Source organism: Thalassospiraceae bacterium LMO-SO8, assembly GCA_031655335.1.
Lineage (GTDB): Bacteria > Pseudomonadota > Alphaproteobacteria > Rhodospirillales > Casp-alpha2 > UBA1479.
The window spans coordinates 1,456,205-1,474,323 of record CP134226.1; the positions used below are offsets into that span (position 1 = coordinate 1,456,205).

At 67.0% G+C, this 18,119-nt stretch carries 18 protein-coding genes; 2 read left to right on the forward strand and 16 right to left on the reverse strand.

The features are described from left to right. Positions 1-151 precede the first annotated feature (151 nt). From trmB to RJ527_07095, 9 genes are all read right to left on the reverse strand, one after another. Positions 152-838: a tRNA (guanosine(46)-N7)-methyltransferase TrmB gene (trmB, locus tag RJ527_07055; protein ID WND77493.1), complete on the reverse strand. Its 687-nt coding sequence runs from the start codon at positions 836-838 to the stop codon at positions 152-154. Positions 839-867: 29 nt separating this feature from the next. Further along, positions 868-2,076, reverse strand: a complete 1,209-nt coding sequence (gene metK, locus RJ527_07060; GenBank protein ID WND77494.1) for a methionine adenosyltransferase — start codon at positions 2,074-2,076, stop codon at positions 868-870. 215 nt (positions 2,077-2,291) lie between these two features. Continuing rightward, positions 2,292-3,926 carry an apolipoprotein N-acyltransferase gene (lnt, locus tag RJ527_07065; protein ID WND77495.1) on the reverse strand — a complete coding sequence of 545 codons (1,635 nt, stop codon included), beginning with the start codon at positions 3,924-3,926 and terminating at the stop codon, positions 2,292-2,294. Beyond that, positions 3,923-4,870 (reverse strand): hemolysin family protein, encoded by a 948-nt coding sequence (locus tag RJ527_07070; protein ID WND77496.1) that lies wholly within the window; start codon positions 4,868-4,870, stop codon positions 3,923-3,925. The genes lnt and RJ527_07070 overlap by 4 nt, the downstream gene beginning before the upstream one ends. Before the next feature lie 33 nt (positions 4,871-4,903). After that, the gene (gene ybeY / locus RJ527_07075; GenBank protein ID WND78032.1) at positions 4,904-5,413 is read right to left on the reverse strand and encodes an rRNA maturation RNase YbeY; all 510 of its coding nucleotides are present in this window, start codon (positions 5,411-5,413) and stop codon (positions 4,904-4,906) included. Between the two features lie 13 nt (positions 5,414-5,426). Continuing rightward, complete coding sequence (locus RJ527_07080; GenBank protein ID WND77497.1) at positions 5,427-6,539, reverse strand: PhoH family protein; 1,113 nt, start codon at positions 6,537-6,539, stop codon at positions 5,427-5,429. After that, entirely contained in the window at positions 6,536-7,864 is a 1,329-nt protein-coding gene (miaB, locus tag RJ527_07085) for a tRNA (N6-isopentenyl adenosine(37)-C2)-methylthiotransferase MiaB (protein WND78033.1), read from the reverse strand. The genes RJ527_07080 and miaB overlap by 4 nt, the downstream gene beginning before the upstream one ends. A 122-nt stretch (positions 7,865-7,986) precedes the next feature. Then, positions 7,987-8,454, reverse strand: a complete 468-nt coding sequence (locus tag RJ527_07090; protein ID WND77498.1) for a Fur family transcriptional regulator — start codon at positions 8,452-8,454, stop codon at positions 7,987-7,989. 58 nt (positions 8,455-8,512) lie between these two features. Further along, a complete protein-coding gene (locus RJ527_07095) occupies positions 8,513-8,923 on the reverse strand; it encodes a MucR family transcriptional regulator (GenBank protein ID WND77499.1) in 411 nt (136 codons plus the stop codon). A gap of 264 nt (positions 8,924-9,187) precedes the next feature. On the opposite strand from RJ527_07095, the gene RJ527_07100 reads away from it, so the two are divergent. Continuing rightward, positions 9,188-9,394, forward strand: coding sequence for a sulfurtransferase TusA family protein (locus RJ527_07100; GenBank protein WND77500.1), 207 nt, complete (start codon positions 9,188-9,190; stop codon positions 9,392-9,394). 29 nt (positions 9,395-9,423) lie between these two features. Here RJ527_07100 and tsaB read toward each other — a convergent pair whose 3' ends face one another. The 3 genes from tsaB to RJ527_07115 are packed head-to-tail and all read right to left on the reverse strand — an operon-like array spanning position 9,424 to position 12,137. After that, a complete protein-coding gene (gene tsaB, locus RJ527_07105; GenBank protein ID WND77501.1) occupies positions 9,424-10,110 on the reverse strand; it encodes a tRNA (adenosine(37)-N6)-threonylcarbamoyltransferase complex dimerization subunit type 1 TsaB in 687 nt (228 codons plus the stop codon). Positions 10,111-10,124: 14 nt separating this feature from the next. Then, positions 10,125-11,528, reverse strand: coding sequence for a hypothetical protein (locus RJ527_07110; protein ID WND77502.1), 1,404 nt, complete (start codon positions 11,526-11,528; stop codon positions 10,125-10,127). Between the two features lie 18 nt (positions 11,529-11,546). After that, positions 11,547-12,137 carry a malonic semialdehyde reductase gene (locus RJ527_07115; protein WND77503.1) on the reverse strand — a complete coding sequence of 197 codons (591 nt, stop codon included), beginning with the start codon at positions 12,135-12,137 and terminating at the stop codon, positions 11,547-11,549. 149 nt (positions 12,138-12,286) lie between these two features. Between RJ527_07115 and RJ527_07120 the strand changes: the two genes are divergently transcribed. Further along, complete coding sequence (locus RJ527_07120) at positions 12,287-13,354, forward strand: polysaccharide deacetylase family protein (protein ID WND77504.1); 1,068 nt, start codon at positions 12,287-12,289, stop codon at positions 13,352-13,354. 32 nt (positions 13,355-13,386) lie between these two features. Here the strand turns inward: RJ527_07120 and RJ527_07125 are convergent, their stop codons facing one another. From RJ527_07125 to murJ, 4 genes are all read right to left on the reverse strand, one after another. Next, positions 13,387-14,430, reverse strand: coding sequence for a glucosaminidase domain-containing protein (locus tag RJ527_07125; GenBank protein ID WND77505.1), 1,044 nt, complete (start codon positions 14,428-14,430; stop codon positions 13,387-13,389). A 322-nt stretch (positions 14,431-14,752) separates the two neighbouring features. Beyond that, positions 14,753-15,304 (reverse strand): NifU family protein, encoded by a 552-nt coding sequence (locus RJ527_07130; GenBank protein ID WND77506.1) that lies wholly within the window; start codon positions 15,302-15,304, stop codon positions 14,753-14,755. A gap of 141 nt (positions 15,305-15,445) precedes the next feature. Next, entirely contained in the window at positions 15,446-16,447 is a 1,002-nt protein-coding gene (gene trpS, locus RJ527_07135) for a tryptophan--tRNA ligase (GenBank protein WND77507.1), read from the reverse strand. 79 nt (positions 16,448-16,526) lie between these two features. Next, positions 16,527-18,107 (reverse strand): murein biosynthesis integral membrane protein MurJ, encoded by a 1,581-nt coding sequence (gene murJ, locus RJ527_07140; GenBank protein WND77508.1) that lies wholly within the window; start codon positions 18,105-18,107, stop codon positions 16,527-16,529. Between the last annotated feature and the right edge of the window lie 12 nt (positions 18,108-18,119).

Consider the following 18,119-nt stretch of genomic DNA (forward strand, 5'->3'; position numbering starts at 1 on the left):
CTGGTACAAAAAACACAAAAGGCGGGCCACCGGCCCGCCCCATCAATTCCGTTATCGGACTTAACGAAGCGCATTTCCTTAAACGCGAAATGCGGGGCCTATATAGTCCCAAATCGTCCGCAAGACAAGCCTCGCCGTGATTTTCCGCGCCCTACCCGCCCCGGCGGCGGAACTCCAGATAGACCCGGTGCGGGCCGGCCAGGCCCTTTTCCTCGTAGCGGGTGGGGTATCCGTCGGCCCAGCGCGTGCGCCAATCGGCCGCCGTCCTGGCCGTCCACTCGAATTCCGGATGGTTGGCCGCGAGGCCCAAGGCCCAACGGGCATGGCCCATGTGGTCGGTCGCGAAGCGGAACAGACCGCCGGGGGCCAGGATGCGGGCCAGTTGATCCAGGGTGTCGCGCTGCACGAAACGGCGGTTCCAGTGGCGTTTCTTGGGCCAGGGGTCGGAGTACAGCAGATAGACGCGGCCGATCGACCCCGGCGCCAGGCGCGGCAGCAGCCGGCGCGCGTCGTCGTCGTGCAGGCGGATATTGTCCAGCGACCGTTCCGTGATCTGGGCAAGAAGGGTCGCCACGCCGTTGACGAACGGCTCGCAGCCGATGAAGCCGATATCGGGATGGGCCTGGGCCTGATCGGCCAGGTGTTCGCCGGCGCCGAAGCCGATTTCCATCCAGTAGGCGGACATCCGCCCGTCGAACAGATCGGCGGGGTCGAGCGGCCCGTCGCCCGCCGGCACGCGCAGGGCCGGCAGCAGGTCTTCGACCAAGGCGCGGCGGCCGGGGCGGAGCTTCTTGCCCCGCCGCCGGCCGTAGAACCGCGGTGGTTCGTCAGGATCCATTCCCGTCGCCCCGAAAGGCCGCGCCGGACTTAGGCCCCGAAAGCAGCCTTCAGGCCGTCGACCAGATCGGTCTTTTCCCAGGAAAAGCCGCCGTCGGCATCGGGCTTGCGGCCGAAATGGCCGTAGGCCGAGGTGCGGGCGTAGATCGGCTTGTTCAGTTCCAAGTGCTCGCGGATGCCGCGCGGGCTGAGGTTGACCATTTCCTGCAACTTGGCGGAAATCTGTTCCTCGGCGACGCGGCCGGTGCCCTGGGTATCGACATAGACCGACAGCGGCTTGGACACGCCGATGGCGTAGGCCAGCTGAATCACGCATTTGTCGGCAAGGCCGGCGGCCACCACGTTCTTCGCGAGGTAGCGGGCACCGTAGGCGGCCGAGCGGTCGACCTTCGTCGGATCCTTGCCGGAAAAGGCGCCGCCGCCGTGCGGTGCCGCCCCGCCGTAGGTGTCGACGATGATCTTGCGCCCCGTGAGGCCGACGTCGCCGTCGGGCCCGCCGATGACGAAACGGCCCGTCGGGTTGACGTACAGTTCCTCGTCGTCACACATCCAGCCCTCGGGCAGGACGCTTTCCACGAAGGGGCGGACCATTTCGCGGACCTCGTCCGTGGACAGGTTGTCCGTGTGCTGGGTCGAGACGACGACCGAGGTCGCGCGCACGGGCTTGCCGTTCTCGTACTGCAAGGTGACCTGGCTTTTGGAATCGGGCAGCAGCCCCGGCGTCTTGCCGGCATGGCGCGCGTCGGCCATTTTCTTCAGGATCTGGTGCGAGAAGTGGATGGGCGCCGGCATCAGTTCCTCGGTTTCCGTGCAGGCGAAGCCGAACATGATGCCCTGGTCGCCCGCACCCTCGTCCTTGTTGCCGGCGGAATCGACGCCCTGGGCGATGTCGGCGGACTGGCCGTGCAGATAGACCTGAACCTTCGCGGTCTCCCAATGGAAGCCTTCCTGTTCGTAGCCGATGTCCTTCACGCAATCGCGCGCGATCTTTTCGATCAGCGCCGCGTCGGCGTCGCCGTTGTCGTCGAACAGCGGGCCGCGCCCGTCGTCGCCGCAGCGGCCTTCGCCGCCGACGATGATGCGGTTGGTGGTGGTGAAGGTTTCGCAGCCGAGGCGGCAGTTCAGGGGATCGCGGCGAATGAATTCGTCGAGCACCGCATCGGAAATGCGGTCGGACACCTTGTCCGGGTGGCCTTCGGAAACGGATTCGGACGTGAACAGATAGTTGGATAGAGTCACGGGTGTAGCCTCCGGTAACGTCGTTTACAGATGTAGGACTATGAGGACGAAACGTGCGGGGGCGACGCTCGTCCGCTTAGCGCGTTGTTTTTCGTGGCGGCAAACGGTCCAAATACGCCACGCCCGGACCGCGTGTGCCCGGGCCGCCGTTTGTGCCAGCCTTACGGGTCCGCGTCAAGGTGATATTGGCGGAAACCCTAGGCTGCGGAGGGGAATTAACCCGTTTCGGCCCGGCGTCGGGCCAGATATCCCAGGGCCGCGAACAGGCCGGCCAGGACCAGCGCCAAAGCGTTTCCGACCCGGGAAAACAGGGTTCTGGCCTCGATCGGCTCGGGCAGGCCGGCGTCGATCGCGCCGGTCTGGCCCAAGCCCAGGGCGGCGACCGTGCGGCCCCAGGGATCGATGACCGCCGAGATGCCCGTGTTGGCCACGCGGACCAGCGGCAGGCCTTCCTCGACGCTGCGCAGGCGGGCGGCGGCGAGATGCTGATAAGGGCCGGGCGAGACCCCGAACCAGGCGTCGTTGGTGATGTTCAGCAGCCAGCGCGCGCGGGGTCCCTCGGCGTTTTCGCCGGCGGGCGGCAGCACCGCATGGGGGAAGATCACCTCGTAGCAGATCAGCGGCGAGAACGGCGGCAGGCCCTTGACCTCGAGCACCCGGGGGCCGGGGCCGGGTGTAAAGTTGCCGCGTCCCTGGGTGATCTTGAGGAAGCCCAGCCAGTCCTGAAACGGCACGTACTCGCCGAACGGTACCAGGTGGTGCTTGTCATAGGTCAGGGCGACGCGGCCCGACGCCTCGACCACATAAAGGCTGTTGTAGACCCGGGGCGGGCCGCCGGGCGCGTCCTCGACGCGCAGGGACCCCGTCATCAGGGCCCCGGCGACGGGGGCGGCATGCGACAACGCGCGCAGCAGCACAGGTTCACGGCCCAGCACATAGGGCACCGCCGTCTCGGCCCAGATGACATGCGTCGGCTCGGGGGCCGGTTCCCGGCCCTGCGTCACCGCCGGGTCGCCGTTCAGGCCCTTGGGGTTGAGGCTCAGTTCGATCTGGCGGGTGACGTGGCCCGCGCGCAGGCCCGGCCGCCATTTGTCCGCTTGGGCGATGTTGGGCTGCACCAGGCGCAAATGGACGCCCGGGGCAAACGCCGTTTCCGCCCCGGCCAGGCGCCACTGACCGCCGCCCCACACGCCCAAAAGGAAGGCCGCCGCGAAAGCGGACGCCAGCCAGGGCCGCCGCCCGGCGCCCGCCAGGGTCGCCGGGGCGGCCGCGGCCCAGACCGTGACGAGGCTGAGGCCGAACACGCCGAACATCGACGCCGGCTGGATCATGGCGTCGGCGAAAGTCCAGACCGTGCCCATGAGGTTCCAGGGAAAGCCCGTGAACAGCCAGCCGCGCAGCCATTCGCCAATGGTCCAGACCCCGGCCAGGATCAGCGCGTCGCCGCCGCCGGGGGCTGCCCCCGCGCGGCGCAGGCGGTGCAGAAGGGCCGCGGCCAGGGCCGGAAACAGGCCCAGCACGGCCGCGAAGCCAAGCACGGCGACGGGAATCAGCCAGCCGTGGCGGGCGAGATCGATGGTCAGGGAATGGGAGATCCAGAACGTGCCCGCCGCCGCGTGCCCGGCGCCGAACCACCAGCCGTCGGCCAGCGCGCCGCGCAGGCGCCGGCGCGACGCGACCAGCCAGATCAGGCCGGCGAAGGCCGGCACCAGGAGAAAGACGAGATGAAGCGGCGGCAACGCCCCCGCCGCCAACAGGCCGAGCGCCGCCGCGAGGCCCCGCCGCCGCCAGCCCGTCAGGCCCGCGGCAAGATCATGCAGGCGCCGGACCCCCGTCAGGGCCGCGGTCATCCGGCTTTCGCGTTTTTGTCGGCGGCGCTGCGGCGGCGCACCCGCAGGCGGTGCACCCGCCGGGGGTCGGCCTGGAGAATTTCGAATTCAAAGCCCGAGGGATGGGCGACCAGCTCGCTGCGGATCGGCACGCGGCCGGCCAGCGCGAACACCAGCCCGCCCAGGGTGTCGATGTATTCCCGTTCCTCGTCCGTGGCGAAGGCGCCGACCTTTTCCTCCAGGGCCTCGATCTCGACCCGGGCGTCGGCGGTGTAGGAACCGTCAGGGTTTTCCTTGAGCACAGGTTCCGACGTGCGGTCGTGTTCGTCCTCGATCTCGCCGATGATTTCCTCGACCAGGTCCTCGATGGTCACCAGACCGTCGACGCCGCCGTATTCATCGACCACCAGCGCCATGTGCGAACGCCGGGCGCGCATCTCCAGCAACAGTTCGAGAACCTCCATGGAGGGGGCCACGAACAGGATGCGGCGCAGGTGTTCGGACAGCTTGAAGTCCTTGTCGTGGCCGTCCCACAGGAACAGGTCCTTGATATGGGCCATGCCGATGACGTCGTCCAAGGTGCCCCGGTAGACCGGCAGGCGCGAATGGCCCTGTTCGCCGATGATGCGCACGATCTCGCTGAGCGGCGTATCGACCTCGACCCCGACGATGTCGGCGCGCGGCACCATGACGTCCTCGACGGTAAGGCCGCGCAGGTTGAGAATATTGGACAGGAGTGCCCGTTCGTCGTCGCCGATGGGGGCGGCGGGCTCGGCCCGTTCCTCGATGATTTCCTCAAGCGCCTCGCGGACGGAGCCGTTCTGTCCACCGCGGAACCGGCGCATCAGGCGCTGCCACAGGGAAGGGCCGCGCGCCTCGGTCGGCGGGGTCTGGGATTCCTGCGAAGAGGAATGGGGGGCGGCCCCGGTTTCCCGGGGCGGGGGACTCGATGATTGATCGTTCATGTCAGCAGGATAGATGCCCTTGCGAACGGGCGCTCACCGCTCCTTTCCATATGGATCGGGGACGCCGAGGCCCCCGAGGATATCCGTTTCCAGCCGTTCCATCCTCTCGGCCTCGTCCGCGTCGATATGGTCGAAACCCAGAAGGTGCAGCATACCATGGACACACAGATGCGATAAATGGTCAGCCAGGGGGATGCCCTGGTCGCGCGCCTCGGCCGCCGTGACGCCGAAGGCGATCACCACGTCGCCCAGCATGTCGGGCATGCCGGGCAGCACGCCCGCAGGCGGCGCGTCGCCGTCCTGTTGCGGGAACGACAGCACGTTGGTCGGCCCGTCCTTGCCCCGGTAATCGCGGTTGAGCGCCGCCACCATGGCGTCGTCGGCAAGCACCAGGGAGACCTCGGCCGGGCGGGCGTCCACGCCATGATCGAGGAACCCGTAGGCCGCGGCCAGGGCGCGTTCGGCAATCGCCTCGGCATCGCCGAGCGCCGCCCATTCGGGGGACGTGATGTCGACCGCGATTTCCAATGCCGGTTCGGGCATCACGCCCGCGCCGTCATTCGTCGCTTTGTTCGCGTTCGCTTTCATAATGCTCATATCGCGCGCCGGCGCGGCGCGAGGTTTCCACGTTCTGATAAGCATGGACGATGCGCGACACCAGGGGATGGCGGACAACGTCCTGTTCCGTGAATTCGACGAAGCGGATGCCCTTGGTCCCGGTCAGCACTTCCTGGGCGTCGCGCAGACCCGACCGGGTGCCGCGCGGCAGATCGACCTGGCTGAGGTCGCCGGTCACCACCATGCAGGAATTCTCGCCCAGACGGGTCAGGAACATCTTCATCTGCACGGGCGTGGTGTTCTGCGCCTCGTCCAGGATGACGAACGCGTTGGACAGCGTGCGGCCGCGCATGAAGGCGAGAGGCGCCACCTCGATTTCCCCGCTTTCCAGGCGTTTTTCCACCTGCTGCTGCGGCAGCATGTCATACAGCGCGTCGTACAGCGGGCGCAGGTAGGGGTCGACCTTTTCGCGCATGTCGCCGGGCAGGAAGCCGAGCTGCTCGCCGGCCTCGACCGCCGGGCGCGACAGGATGATGCGGTCGACCCGGCCCTGGACCAGACGTTCGACCGCCTTGGCCACGGCGAGGTAGGTCTTGCCCGTGCCCGCCGGGCCCTGGCCGAACACCAGCGGGCATTCGTCGATGGCGCCCAGATAGTCGGCCTGGGTCGAGGTCCGGGCGGTGATCACCTTGTTGCGGGTATGCACGGCCACGCCGGCGTCCTTCAGCCCTTCCTTGGGATCGCCGCCGCCGCCGCGGGCGCCATTGGACATCCGCAGCATGGCGTCGACTTCGGGCGTATCGACGCCGTGGCCGTGTTTCAGACGGTCGTAAAGGGCGGCCAGGATCGCCGCCGTGCGGTCCACGGACGCCCCGTCGCCGGTGATCGCGACCTCGTTGCCGCGGGCATGAATGGTCACGCCCAGGCCCTGTTCGATCTGCGCCAGATGGGCATGGTGGGAGCCGAACAACGCCGCCGCGAGGCCGTTGTTGGCGAAGGTCATCTGTTCCGTGACCATGGCGGCGGCGGGGCCGCCGCCGGTGGACGGGGCCATGGGGATCACGGCCTCGACGCCGCCGCGCGTCTGCCGGCGGGAGCGCCCGCGGCTCATGCCGATCTCCTGGCGGCGGGCCGTGCCGGCGTGTCCGCGAGGACCGCCCCCAGGCTGTTGCCGCCGGCCGAGACGATCTTCAGGTCGGCGACGCGGCCCAGCCAGTCGGCCGGGGCCTCGACATGGACCGCCTGCATGTAGGGGCTGCGGCCCAGCAATTGGCCCGCATGACGGCCGGGCCGGTCGAGCAGCACCGGCAAAGTGCGCCCGACACAGCTTTCGTTGAAGGCAAGCTGCTGCGTGTTGAGAAGATCCTGAAGCTCTTTCAAGCGTGCGTCCTTCACGTCTTCGGGCACCTGCAGTTCCATGGCGGCCGCCGGGGTGCCGGGTCTCGGCGAATACTTGAACGAATAGGCCTGGACGTAGCCGACCTCGCGCACGAGGGACATCGTGTCCTGGAAATCGGCGTCGGTTTCACCGGGGAAGCCGACGATGAAATCCGACGACAGGCCCAGGTCGGGGCGCGCGGCGCGCAGGCGCGCGACCAGGTCGATATAGAAATCGCGGCCGTGGCGGCGGTTCATGGCCTTCAGCACCCGGTCCGCGCCGGACTGCACGGGCAGATGCAGATAAGGCATCAGTTCGGGCACGTCGCGGTGGGCGGCGATCAGCGCGTCGTCGACCTCGGCCGGATAGGAGGTGGTGTAGCGCAGGCGTTCGATCCCGTCGATGTCGGCCAGCCGGCGGATCAGCTCGCCCAAGCCGATCTCGGCCCCGTCGTCGGCGGCGCCGTGATAGGCGTTGACGTTCTGGCCGAGCAAGGTGATCTCGACGGCGCCCTGGGCGACGATCTGGCGGGCCTCGGTCAGCACCTGATCGACCGGGCGCGAGAATTCGGCGCCCCGGGTATAGGGCACGACGCAGAAGGTGCAGAACTTGTCGCAGCCTTCCTGCACCGTCAGGAACGCGGCGCGGCCCTCGACCCGGGACAGCCCCGTCAGGTGGTCGAACTTGGATTCCTCGGGAAAATCGGTGTCGAGCTGCGCGCCCTTTTCGCGGTGCAGGCGGGCGACCATTTCCGGCAGGCGATGATAGGTTTGCGGTCCGAACACCATGTCGACGTAGGGTGCCCGCTTCAACACTTCCTCGCCCTCAGCCTGGGCGACGCAACCGGCGACGCCGAGAATCATGGCCCCGCCGCCGGCCTGGCGCGCCTGTTTCACCTTGTTGATCCGGCCGAGTTCGGAATAGACCTTTTCCGCCGCCTTCTCGCGGATATGACAGGTGTTCAGCAGCACCATGTCCGCGTCGTCCACGGCATCCGTCAAGGCATAGCCCAAGGGCGCGAGAAGCCCCGCCATACGATCGGAGTCGTAGACGTTCATCTGGCAGCCATAGGTTTTGATATGCAGTTTTTTGGGCGTCGCGTCCGTCACCGCCTACCTCACGCCCCGCTTGTCGCCGGCCCCGAACACGGAGTTCTGGGAAATGTCGGGTCGGATCATTCCTATTTGCCCGCGCCTTTCTTAAGTGGCACGCCGTACAATTCCAGCTTGTGCCCAACCAGACGCATGCCGTGATCGCGGGCGATGATTTCCTGCAGGCGTTCGATTTCCGTGTTCTGGAACTCGATGACCGCGCCCGACTGCACGTTGATCAGATGATCGTGGTGCTCCTCGGTCACTTCTTCGTAACGCGCGCGGCCGTCGCCGAAATCATGGCGCTCGATGATGCCCGCTTCCTCGAACAGGCGCACGGTCCGGTAGACCGTGGCGATGGAAATGCGATTGTCGATTTCGGATGACCGACGATGGACTTCCTCGACATCGGGATGATCTTCCGATTCGGACAGCACGCGCGCGATGATGCGGCGCTGGTCCGTCATTTTCATGCCTTTGTCGATACAAAGCTGCTCGATACGTGATTCCGACATCATCTCCCCACGGATTGCCAGCAGGCGCCTGGATTCGCCCATTTACTATACCCCGAACAGGGCAGGTGCCAAAGCCTGAGGATCAACCCGTGGGAAAGCTTTAGCGTTTGCGCCGGGGTTTGGTCCCAAGGCCGATCTTCTTCGCCAGATTCGAGCGGTGCTTGGCGTAGCTCGGCGCGACCATCGGATAGTCGACGGGCAGGCCCCAACGCTCGCGGTACTCTTCCGGCGTCAGGTTATAGGCCGTCTTCAGGTGCCGCTTCAGCATCTTCAGCTTCTTGCCGTCTTCCAGGCAAACGATGTAATCGGGAAACACGGACTTTTTCGGCGGCACGGCGGGCTTAGGTCGCTGCGCCTGCGCCGGAACCGCGCCGACGTTGGAAAGGGCGGTATAGACCTCGTTGATGAGGGCCGGAATGTCGCTGGGCGCGATTGTATTGTTGCCGACATGGGCCGCGACGATCTCGGTCGTCAGCTCGATCAGGTCGGAGGCATTCGGTTTTTCAGTCATTAGTTCGCCTTGTCCTTTAAAAGCGTGTCTGCTGGGCGCCATCGGCAGAATAAAATCCCGATCCGGGGGGATCGCCGAGATGCTGGGAAGTGTCCGCGTCGTCACGGCCAGAAAACATCGGTCAAAACATTTTATTTGACCCGGCGGCGTCTATATAAAGTAGGCGTGTATTGTACACAAGAGTATACGATGGGAAAACCGGAAGAAATGGCTGACACGCCTGAAATTGCGCATTTTTTGGATATTTCGAACGACATTTGTCCGATGACGTTCGTTAAAACCAAGCTTTTTCTGGAACGCCTGGATGCCGGCGCGGTACTTGACGTGCGCCTGAAAGGGCCGGAGCCGCTGAACAACGTGCCCCGGTCCGTGCGCGACCATGGCCACGAAATTCTGTCCCTGGCGCCGGAGGACCCGGCCCGCCCGGAGGCCGACGCCCCCCATCGGCTGGTGATCCGCAAGACCGCCTGACGGCCTCGAAGCAACCTCATGTCGACGGCTTAGGGACGCAGCCGGCCGCCGTCCTTGGGCCGGATCGCGTCTGGCGGGCGCAGATAGATCGGCGCCGGCGCCGCGCCCACGGGCGGCAGGCCGCGGGCCAGGGCGATTTCGCCGACCACGGCCGCGTCGGGAACGCCGGGCGCGTCGGCGCCGACGGCCGCGATGCCCGCGCCGGCCAGGGCCTCAAGGGCCCGGGGGGCGGCGTCGCCGACCACGGCCAGCGGCCCGCCGACGGCGATCTCCGCCACGGCCGCCGCCATCATCGCCGCCGGATCCGTGAGCGGCGTCAGGTTTTCATCGAACATCTGGACATAGAGATCCGCGCGCTTGGAATCGAGGGCGACCAGCACCCGCCCGCCGGCTCGCGCCGCTTCGGGAACCGCCCGGGCGACGGCCTCCAGCGTCGTCACCCCGGCGCAGGGAACGCTCAGCGCCAGGGCCAGGCCGCGCGCCGCCGCGAGCCCGATGCGCAGCCCCGTGAAGGCGCCGGGGCCGACCGTCACGGCCAGGGCGTCCAAATCACCATAAGAACAGCCGCCCTCGGCCAGGACCTCGGCAATCATCGGCATCAGGGCCTCGGACTGGCCGCGCGCCATGGCGGCGGCGCGATGGGCCGCCATGCGGCCGTCCAAAAACAGGGCCGCCGAACAGCCGGTCGTCGCCGTGTCGAAGGCGAGTAGCTTCATGACATACGGGCCCCTCAGTGCGGGTCGATCAGCTTCCAATAGGTCATGGCGACCACCGCCACGACCAGAGCGCCCGACAGGGTATACAAGGGGGCGCGCCGCCAGGCGAGGCGGAAGCTGCTTTCCCCGGTCAGGCGCCCGATCACCAAGGTCGTGCCGGACACCGGCGACGAGGTCGTCGACAGGCCCCAGGTCCCCAGCATGACCAGCGCCATGACCATGGGCGGCATGCCGAACACTTCCGGCGGCAGAACCGAGCCGACCAGGATGACCAGGACCACCGGATGCAGGCCGATGCCGCCGGCCAGAATGATGAAGGCGGCCAGCGCCAACGGCTTGGCGACGTCCGGCCAGGCACCGATGTTGAGCAGGCCCGCCACCGCCGCCGGGTCGAGCACCCTGGCCACCCCGGTGCCGAACAGATTGGCGCCGATGAAGATCAGGGCTTCGCCGCGCAGCCCCGGCAGGGAGGCCACGACGCGGCGCGGCAGGCCCGCCGCCTCGTGCCGGCGGCCCTTGGAAATAAACAGCCAGATCACCGCGAAGGGCGGGGCGAGCATCGCCAGAACCACCGGAATCGACAGATGGAGCTGCGATTCCAGGGTCACGACCGAAATCATCAACGCGCCCAGCAGCAACGACAGCTTGCGCCAGTTGGCGTCTTCGACCTTGGGCCCCGGGGCCGGGCGCGGGCGCGCGCCGCGCACGAACACGCGGTCGATCAACGCCGTCACGGCGACAACCAACATGCCCATGATCAGACCGGGCACGGCGATGTCGACCCATTTAAGCCCGGGCAGCGCCGCCAGCACCACGGTGACGCTGATATAGAACGGCGACCAGCAGGACGCGGAGGTGAACCCGACCATCAACGCCACGGCCAGGCGGTCCTTCAACTGGCGGTCCTTGGGCCGGGCGACCATGTCCGACAGCAGGGTGAGGGCCGCCAGGTTGAGGAACGCGCCCAGGAAATGCGCCGCGTAGGACAGAATCAGAAAGCGCCGGCCGGCCGGCTGGTCGAGCACGAACTGCCGCGCCGCCATCAGGGTCGGGCTGGTCTTGGCCGGAATCTGCATCCAGGCGACGGCGAAGAACACGAGCTGGAACTTGAGCGCCGCCGCCATGCCGTCGAGCAGGACCGCCGTCCCCTGCCCGGCCCGCAGGCCGAGCGCCAAACCGCCGAAGGCGAGGCCGTAGCCGACCAGCCGCTGCACGGTCGAGGTGCGGGTGAATTCCAGGATCAGGTACCCCGTCCCCAGGACCACGGCGACGACCTGCCAGCCGTCGGGGCGCCAGAACACCTGCAGGATCGCGACGGCGCAAAGGCCGAGATAAATCCAGGCCGAGAGCGACGGGCGCGGCGGCGGGTTGTCCGAGGCTTGGCCGGGCGGCGGCGTGGCGAGATCGATATCGGGCATGACGGGCCGCGGGCCGCGTCAGACGACGCGGCAGGCGTCGTCGAAGGCGAGGCGGGGCGAACGCGGGAACAGATCTTCCGTCGTGCCGTGGCCGATGTTGCACAGGAAATTGGCCGTCACCTTGGTGCCCGCGAAGAAGGCGGCATCGACCTTGGCCGTGTCGAACCCGGACATCGGCCCGCAGTCGAGCCCGAGCGCCCGCGCCGCCATGATCAGGTAGCCGCCCTGCAGGGTCGAATTGCGGAACGCGGTGGCGGCGATCAGATCGTCGTTGCCGACGAACCAGGATTTGGCGTCCGTATGAGGAAACAGGTCCGGCAGCTTTTCATAAAATTCCATGTCCTGACCGATGATCACGGTCACCGGGGCCGCCATGGTCTTGGCCACGTTGCCCTCCATCAGGCAGGGCTTGAGTTTTTCCTTGGCCGCATCGGAGGTCACGAACACCAGGCGCGCGGGCGAGCAGTTGGCGCTGGTCGGCGCCATTTTGACCAGATCCCAGAGCTGGCGCAGCAGGTCTTCGCCCACCGGCTCGCCGGTCCAGCCGTTGTGGGTTCGGGCATCGCGGAACAATTGGTCGAGGGCCGATTCGGTGATTTTGTCCGACATGGGGGCGGGACCTTTCGTGCGATTGCGGAATGATTGGGGCGGCTCTGACCCTAGGACACTTGTGCTGCAACGCGGAAGAGGGAAAAATCATGTCATAACATGGGACAACCATTCAAATCGGGGGTGAGGAGAATGAAAGGCGACCCTTCATGACCGGCGGCCATCGGCCCGCCGGGGCCCGCGACCGCCGCCATGGCCCATGGCCGTGGACGGTGGCGCTTGCCGTGCTTGGACTGTTCGTGCTCTGGCCGGACCTGGCGCGCGCCGCCGACCAGGCGGTGATCATCATGTATCATCGGTTCGACGAGCAGGATTATCCGACCACCAACATCCGCCTCGACCAGTTCGACGAACATCTGGCGGAACTGACGTCCGGCAAATACACGGTGATGTCCCTGCCTGACATTATCGCCGCCATGAAGGCGGGCAGGCCGCTGCCCGACCGCACGGTCGGCATTACCGTCGACGACGCCTATGCCTCGGTCTACGAACATGCCTGGCCGCGCCTGAAGAAGGCCGGGCTGCCGTTCACCCTGTTCGTCGCGACGGACCCGGTCGACCGCAAGCTGGGCGGCATCATGACCTGGGATCAGATCCGCGAGATCAGGGACCAGGGGGCGACCATCGGCCACCATACGGTGACCCACGCCCATATGGCCGGCGCGCCCGAAGGCAAGAACCTGGCCGAGTTCACGGAGGCCAGCAAGCGGTTTAAAGCCGAACTGGGCAGCGTGCCCAATATCTTCGCCTATCCCTACGGCGAGGCGTCGCAGGAACTGGAGGCCATGGCCCGCGAGCAGGGGTTCGAGGCCGCCTTCGGCCAGCATTCCGGCGTCGCCCATCCCAGTCTCGGCTACTTCTACCTGCCGCGCTTCGCCATGAACGAGAGCTTCGGCGGCATCGGCCGGTTCCGGCTGGCGGTCAACGCGCTCGCCCTGCCGGTCACGGACCTGACGCCGGCGGACCAATTGATCACCACCGACAACCCGCCGGCCATGGGCTTCACCCTGGTGCCGCCGGCCCCCAAGAGGCTCGACCGGCTGGCCTGTTTCGCATCCCACGAAGGGCGCGCGCGGCTGGAACGTCTGGGCGAATTGCGGGTCGAAGTGCGGGTCAATCAGCCGTTCCCGGCGGGCCGCGGGCGCATCAACTGCACCGTGCCGGGGCCCGACGGGCGCTGGTACTGGCTGGGCCGCCAGTTCTTCATCACGAAGTAGGCGGCATCCGGGGAGTGGGGAGAGCCGGCGGCTCAGGCTTCCGGGCGCTGGACCTTGAGCAGGCGGGCGTCGTCCAGACGGTCGAGGCCGTTGGCCTCGATCATCGCGCGGATGGCGCCCACGTAGTCGTCGCCGCGCTCCGAATAGCGGTGCAGGAAGCGCGCCAGCGTATGGCCGTTGAGCGGCTCGCCCGAACGGCGCAGCGCGGCGCGCGCGCGGCGCAATTCGCGGTAGGCCCGGTGGGTGTTCAGGTTGAGCATGTAGGCGCGCACGGAATCGATCAGCTTGTTGAACGCCCGCACCTTGTGATCCTTGTCGCCGTCCCGGTCACGCGGCACCAGACCGGGGCCATCGGCGGTCGTCCATTGACCGAAGATGGCGTTGCCCTGACGGGCGAAGCGCGAGGTGCCCCAGCCGCTTTCCTCGGCCGCCTGGGCCAGGGCCATGGACGGCGGGATCACGTCGATGCGGCGGATCAGAAGCGCCAGATTGTCCGCCGGCACCTTGTAGCGTTCGGCCATGGCCGTCAGCCACAGGCGGTCGGCCGGGGCGATGCGGCGGCCCAGGCGCTGATCGGCGTGCAGCTGCCACAGGCGCTTGCGGTCGGTCAGGATTTCCTGGTTGGCGCGCAGGATCAGCGGCAGCACGGCCTGAAAAAACAGGCGCTTGCGCATGGCCGTTTCCGGCACGTTGCCGAGATCCGGCGGCAGCGACGCCAGGAACGCCGGCGGGACATGGGCATTGCCGTCCTGAATATGATCGAGGTCGTAGTTCAGTTCGGCGAACCAGTCGTGCAGCGCCGTCACCGAATCCTTGGGCTGGCGCTTGAACTCGGGCCGACGGGGCGGAATCACGAGATTGCCGCCCGCCCCCGTCGCCATCCTCTGAAGATCGGCGCCGGTATCCTGCTCCGATCCGTCGGCACGCGCGTGGGCGCTCGCCTGACCGGCGGCGACGGCAGCCGCCGTCGTCGGCGGGACGGACGCCTGGGGGGCCCGTTCAATGGCAAGGTATCCGGCGGTGACCGCGGTCGTAAGCACAACCGTCATCACCGTGCGTTCAAAAAAAGTGTTCATGTGATCTTCGAATCGGCCAAGGCCGTCTTCCGCACCTATTCACAACAATGCCCAGGGTGCTTGGATGGAAGAACGTTTCTGAAGGTAGAGAAGGAGACCTGATTGCGAAGGCCGCCCCTGGTCCGATTGTCAAATTCTCCCTCAAGGATTCGACAAAGCCCGGTCCGGTCGTCAGTGCGCCGGTTTGCTCCGGGATGGGCTGTACACCGCTTCCTCGTATTATAGTTAACGGCGCGCCTTATATCACTAAAGTCATAAGTCGCGGCAAGGAATTTTTATCCGCCGATCGGGGAGCGGCATAATGCCCCCCCGAAAGGCCCGCCTACATGACGGCCTGGACTTCCTTCACCTCGGGCACGTAGTAGCGCAGCATGTTTTCGATGCCGTGCTTCAGCGTCGCCGTCGACGACGGGCAGCCCGAACAGGCGCCCTGCATCTGCAGGTAGACGATGCCGTCCTCGAACCCGTGGTAGATGATGTCGCCGCCGTCCTGGGCCACCGCCGGGCGCACCCGGGTTTCCAGCAACTCCTTGATCTGGGTCACGATTTCCGTGTCGTCGGCGGTCGAGGCCGCCACGTCTTCCGCGCCCTCGGCGATCACCGGCAGGCCTTTGGTGAAATGCTCCATGATGCCGCCCAGGATGCGCGGCTTCAGGGTATCCCACTCCTTGTCCTCGGCCTTGGTCACGGTGATGAAGTCGTGCCCGAAGAACACGCCGGTCACGCCCTCGACCGCGAACAACGCCTGCGCCAGGGGCGACCGGCCGACCGAGGCCGCCTCGGCGAAGTTGGCGGTGCCTTCGGCCATCACCGTGCAGCCGGGCAGGAACTTCAGGGTCGCCGGATTCGGGGTGGTTTCGGTTTGAATGAACATGGGTCTGGATCTCCGCGCTTTCGGCCCTTGGGCCGTTATTCGGTGCCGGACAGGTTCCGGCGGTGCTTGGGCCTAACATGGGGCCGGGGACGCCCGCAATCAAGTCCGACAAACGGGGTCAAGTATATCAGATATATCCGCTCAGGGACGCAGGAAGCCGACGATGTCATGGACCTCGGCCATGATCGGCTCGGACAGGGCCCGCGCCTTCTCGGCGCCCCGCCGCAGCACCCCGTCGATATAGCCGGGATCGGCGGCGAGCCGGCGCATCTCCGCCGTGATCGGCTGCAACTTCTCGACCATCAGGTCGGCCAGGTCCTGCTTGAACTGGGAAAATTGGTGGCCGCCGTGATCGGCGATGACCTGGGTCAGGTCCTGCCCGGCCAGGGCGGCGTAGATGCCCATCAGGTTGGCGGCCTCGGGCCGGCCCTCGAACCCGTCCTTCGAGGTCGGCAGGGCGTCCGGGTCGGTCTTGGCCTTGCGCACCTTCTTGGCGATGGCGTCGGCGTCGTCGGTCAGGGTGATGCGCGACTGATCCGACGGGTCGGACTTGCTCATCTTCTTGACCCCGTCGCGCAGCGACATGACCCGCGTCGCCTCGCCGAAGATCAGGGGTTCGACCACGGGGAAGAAATCCACGCCGAAGTCGTTGTTGAACTTCTGGGCGATGTCGCGGGCCAGTTCCAGATGCTGTTTCTGGTCGTCGCCCACGGGCACGTGGGTGCCCTTGTAGGCCAGGATGTCGGCGGCCATCAGGTTGGGATAGGCGAACAGCCCGACCGAGGCGTTTTCCTTGTTCTTGCCGGCCTTTTCCTTGAACTGGGTCATGCGGTTGAGCCAGCCCATGCGCGCCACGCAGTTGAAGATCCAGGCCAGTTCCGCATGGGCGGGCACCTGGCTTTGGTTGAAGATGACGGACTTTTCCGCATCGATGCCGGCGGCGATCATCGCGGCCGCGACCTCGCGGGTCGAGGCGCGAAGCTGCGCCGGGTCCTGCCACACGGTGATGGCGTGCAGGTCGACGACGCAGAACAGGCAGTCCTCGTAATCCTGTTGCAGGTGCACCCAGTTGCGGATGGCGCCCAGGTAATTGCCCAGGTGAAGGTTGCCTGTCGGTTGAACGCCGGAAAAGATGCGCCGCATGTGGCTGGCCCCTGAAATGAGTGGTCGAAAACGCGCGCCGGTTATCGCCGCTCGCCCCCCGTTGGTCAAGCCTGGGCCGCTAGAGGTCCCGGGCCTTCAGCATGGATTTGGCGTCCCGGATCCCCGCCGCGCGCAGCACGAGGGCGAAGGCCGTGAAGGCCGCCAGGCCCAGGGCGACCAGCAGGACCAGGCCCAACACCTGCTGCGCCGTGGCGCCGGTCATCAGAAAGCCCAGGTTCTGGCGCGCGATCTCGAGCACCCCGACCATGCCCGCCGTGGCCAGCAGGATGCGGGGCAATCGCGCCCGCAGGCGGGCGTCGAGGGCGAAGTGCCCGCGCTTCACCAGCACGACGGCGAGCAGCAGGGTGTTGAGCCAGGCCGAGGCCGAGGCCGCGAGCGCGATGCCGACATGACCCATCGGCTTCATCAGCACCAGCATGAGAACGATGTTGACCACCATGGCGGCGATGGCGACGCGCACGGGCGTCGACGTATCCTCCCGCGCATAAAATCCGGGGGCCAACACGCGGATCAACACATAGGCCGGCAGCCCCGTGGCATAGGCGAACAGCGCCGATGCCGTGGCCGCCGTCGCCTCGGGGCCGAACGCACCCCGTTCGAACAGCACGCGGATGATTTCGTCGGGAATGACCAGACAGGCCGCCGCCGCCGGCAGGGTCAGCAGCAGCGCGAATTCCAGGCCCCGGTTCTGGCTGTTCTGCGCCGCCACATTGTCCCCGGCCTTCAATTGCCGCGCCAGCAACGGCAGCAGCGCCGTGCCGACGGCGACGCCGACCACGCCGAGCGGCAACTGCGTCACCCGGTCCGCGTAATAAAGGTAGGACACGGCGCCGTCGGACACATAGGTCGCGAGCACGGTGCCGATCAGCAGATTGACCTGATAGAGCGAGGCCCCGAACACCACGGGCAGGATGCGCTTGATCAGCAACGCCACCTTTTCCGTCCAGCGGGGCCGCACGAGACGGAGCGGAAACCCCTGGCGGCGGCAGAACCAGGCGAGCCAGGCGAACTGCGCCACCCCGGCGGCGAACACGCCCCAGGCCAGCGCATGGCCCGGCGTTTCCACATGGCCCGTGAGGCCCAGCAGCGCCGCGATGAGGGTCAGGTTCAGCAGCACGGGTGCCGCCGCGGCGGCGGCGAACTGGCCCAAGGAATTGAGAACCCCCGATTGCAGCGACACCAACGAGATGAACAGCAGGTAGGGAAAGGCGATGCGCGACAGCTCCGTCGCCAGGTCCATCTTGCCCGGCACGGCGTCGAAGCCGCCGGCCAGCACGACCATGGCCCAGGGCATGATCAGTTCCATGACCGCGACGAAGGCGACCAGCACCAGGGCCAAGAGCGTCATGGCCTGATCGGCGAATTCGCGGGCCCGGGCCTGGGCCGCCGCCCGGGCCTCGGCCCCTGTGCCGTCGCCGGGCTCCAGTTCGCGGGCGAACAGGGGCACGAAGGCGGCGGCGAAGGCCCCTTCGGCGAACAGGCGGCGGAACAGATTGGGCAGGCGGAAGGCGACGACGAAGGCGTCGGCGACCATGCCCGCACCCAGGAAATTGGCGATCAGCATGTCGCGCACGAAGCCGAACACGCGGCTCAACAGCGTGAAGCCGCCGACGGTCGTGATGGCCTTCAACAGGTTCATGGCACGCTGGTA

Coding starts and splice junctions, on each gene's coding strand:
- ybeY (WND78032.1), bottom strand. CDS start 5,413: ATGCCCGAACCGGCATTGGAAATCGCGGTCGACATCACGTCCCCCGAA.
- murJ (WND77508.1), bottom strand. CDS start 18,107: ATGAACCTGTTGAAGGCCATCACGACCGTCGGCGGCTTCACGCTGTTG.
- RJ527_07120 (WND77504.1), top strand. CDS start 12,287: ATGACCGGCGGCCATCGGCCCGCCGGGGCCCGCGACCGCCGCCATGGC.
- RJ527_07110 (WND77502.1), bottom strand. CDS start 11,528: ATGCCCGATATCGATCTCGCCACGCCGCCGCCCGGCCAAGCCTCGGAC.
- RJ527_07090 (WND77498.1), bottom strand. CDS start 8,454: ATGGGCGAATCCAGGCGCCTGCTGGCAATCCGTGGGGAGATGATGTCG.
- trpS (WND77507.1), bottom strand. CDS start 16,447: ATGCGGCGCATCTTTTCCGGCGTTCAACCGACAGGCAACCTTCACCTG.
- RJ527_07095 (WND77499.1), bottom strand. CDS start 8,923: ATGACTGAAAAACCGAATGCCTCCGACCTGATCGAGCTGACGACCGAG.
- RJ527_07070 (WND77496.1), bottom strand. CDS start 4,870: ATGAACGATCAATCATCGAGTCCCCCGCCCCGGGAAACCGGGGCCGCC.
- miaB (WND78033.1), bottom strand. CDS start 7,864: ATGAACGTCTACGACTCCGATCGTATGGCGGGGCTTCTCGCGCCCTTG.
- RJ527_07080 (WND77497.1), bottom strand. CDS start 6,539: ATGAGCCGCGGGCGCTCCCGCCGGCAGACGCGCGGCGGCGTCGAGGCC.
- RJ527_07130 (WND77506.1), bottom strand. CDS start 15,304: ATGTTCATTCAAACCGAAACCACCCCGAATCCGGCGACCCTGAAGTTC.
- trmB (WND77493.1), bottom strand. CDS start 838: ATGGATCCTGACGAACCACCGCGGTTCTACGGCCGGCGGCGGGGCAAG.
- RJ527_07100 (WND77500.1), top strand. CDS start 9,188: ATGACGTTCGTTAAAACCAAGCTTTTTCTGGAACGCCTGGATGCCGGC.
- RJ527_07125 (WND77505.1), bottom strand. CDS start 14,430: ATGAACACTTTTTTTGAACGCACGGTGATGACGGTTGTGCTTACGACC.
- tsaB (WND77501.1), bottom strand. CDS start 10,110: ATGAAGCTACTCGCCTTCGACACGGCGACGACCGGCTGTTCGGCGGCC.
- RJ527_07115 (WND77503.1), bottom strand. CDS start 12,137: ATGTCGGACAAAATCACCGAATCGGCCCTCGACCAATTGTTCCGCGAT.
- lnt (WND77495.1), bottom strand. CDS start 3,926: ATGACCGCGGCCCTGACGGGGGTCCGGCGCCTGCATGATCTTGCCGCG.